Source organism: Polaribacter litoreus, assembly GCF_054584775.1.
In genome coordinates, this window is record NZ_JBTLRD010000063.1 from 1 (window position 1) to 1,996 (window position 1,996).

Sequence of the window (1,996 nt, forward strand, 5' to 3'; positions counted from 1 at the left end):
GAACAACTAAATTCAGACATTTTGGAAATTCAAATTTTCACGTTTCTGAGTGTTTTCCACTATTATTTACAACGTTTTTGTATAATATTAGTTGCGTGCTTTAAGCACTAAATTTAGCAAATAAATCACAGATAGAAAGTCCGCGAGGACTTTCGTTAACTGGCTAAAACCAGCAATTAATTTTATACTGTGTTGTGTATAGTGCTTTATTCAGTTGCTAAATCCATTTTTTGATTCAATAATTCTACATTAAAATTAATTTTAGCATTTAAGGCTCTAAAAACTTTCAAAATTGTTTCAAATCTTGCGTCAGTTAAATTGTTTTCAATTTTAGAAATTTGAGCTTTTTTTACTCCAATAAGTTCTCCAAGTTGAGTCTGTGTTAATTTTCGGTCTTTTCGTGCTTGTCTAATTGCTTCTCCAATTAGGTCAAGTCGTAATTCGTTTTCGTAAGAATCTCTTTCATAAGTTCCTTTTTTACCAATATATTTGTCTTTTACTTCATCGAGTGTATATGTTTTCATTTCTTTTTGTTTTTAAATTCAAAGTATTTTTTCATTAATTCGGTTGCTTTGTCAATCTCCTTTTTAGGTGTTTTTTGAGTTTTCTTTATTATTCCGTGAGTTGCAATAACAATTGTCACTTTCTTGTCAGTTTTATTCCAAAATGCAAAAAGACGATACTGTTTTTTATTAAACAATGTCCGAAATTCCCAAATATCTGAAGTCAGTTTTTTAAAAAGTGTATTGTCGGATTTGACTTTTGCTTTGTCAATATTGAAAAGTATTTTTTCTCGTGCCTTCTCGTCCAATTCATCAAGAAATTCAAAAACTTCTTTAAGGAACTCAACTTTAAATTTTTCTATCATTCATATTTGTTTAATACAAAGATATAAGTTTCCTTTTTAGTAAACAAGTTTAATTTTATAACTGAATTTTTTTTCGCATTATACACAACGTTGTTGTATATGGTTTGTTGCGTGTTTTAAGCAACTAATTTAGCAAATAAAAACCGAATAGAAAATCCGAGAGGATTTTCGTAAGTAGGCTAGAACTAGCAATAAATTATATACGGTGTTGGGCACTGTTTATTTAAATATTTTCCTAATCATTTCAATCGCATCTTCTTTTGTTCCTTCTAGAAGTCTCAGCTTTTGTAATTCAAGTTTTGTGTTATTTGGTCCAACTGTATATAATGGCACATTTTTAAATTTATCTTTCCGAAGTTTATCAAATTTGTTTTTTAGTTCTCGTTCCTCATTATTTCTTGGTTCCATAAACTTATAACCAATTGAAATTTCTTCAATACAATTTTCATTAAAATGATATTTATTTTCAATTTGAGAAGGATTTTGAAATAACAATCTCCATTCATTCTCATAATTCCAGTTTTCTAGTTTTAAAATATATTGATAATATTTAGCAAAATTAGATTTTAAAGAAATAGACCTTGGTTCTTTTGCATAAATTACTTTTTTAAGTTTTGCAAATTCAAGGTTTTTTTTGATTAAAAATTCAGGTTTAAATTTTAGACAAAATCCACGATATGAATTTGCATAATGACTCCATAATAATGGTTCAATTCCATTTTCTGAAAAACTACAAATACCAATTTCTGATATGTCATTTAGACTTTCAACATATTCCAAGTCTTTAATTTCTTTTTGCTTTTCAATAATTAAATTTCTGTTACAGTCAAATGGGTCATTGAAATCTTTTGGATTACTTAAATAAACATAATTATTTTCCAATGAATCTAAACTAAATTTATTTAAAGAAAAATATTTAAACAAGCTTTTCGTTTCAGTTTTTTCAAGCTTTCCCTCTTTAAATACTTTCCAATCGTTGTTATCAAATAATATTTCAGTTTTTAAATCTATTACGATTTTTTCCATTTTTACTTTCAGTTTGTAATAGTGCCCAACGTTTTGGTGTATTATTTGTTGCGTAAATTTAGCGAAAAAAAAGCTATTTAGACTAAAACTTTAGCGTTTCCG

The 1,996-nt window shown here is 27.0% G+C and carries 3 protein-coding genes; all 3 read right to left on the minus strand.

Features of this window, described 5'->3' with window-relative positions; all coding sequences use genetic code 11:
- Positions 1 to 206: 206 nt before the first annotated feature.
- The 3 genes from relB to ACW9UN_RS17085 all read right to left on the minus strand — a co-directional run bounded on the left by relB (position 207) and on the right by ACW9UN_RS17085 (position 1,894).
- Complete coding sequence (gene relB, locus ACW9UN_RS17075) at positions 207 to 524, minus strand: type II toxin-antitoxin system RelB family anti-toxin (protein ID WP_459487577.1); 318 nt, start codon at positions 522 to 524, stop codon at positions 207 to 209.
- A complete protein-coding gene (locus tag ACW9UN_RS17080; RefSeq protein WP_459487578.1) occupies positions 521 to 868 on the minus strand; it encodes a type II toxin-antitoxin system RelE/ParE family toxin in 348 nt (115 codons plus the stop codon). Before ACW9UN_RS17080 ends, relB begins: the two co-directional genes overlap by 4 nt.
- Before the next feature lie 219 nt (positions 869 to 1,087).
- Positions 1,088 to 1,894, minus strand: coding sequence for a DUF2971 domain-containing protein (locus ACW9UN_RS17085; protein WP_459487579.1), 807 nt, complete (start codon positions 1,892 to 1,894; stop codon positions 1,088 to 1,090).
- Positions 1,895 to 1,996 lie beyond the last annotated feature (102 nt).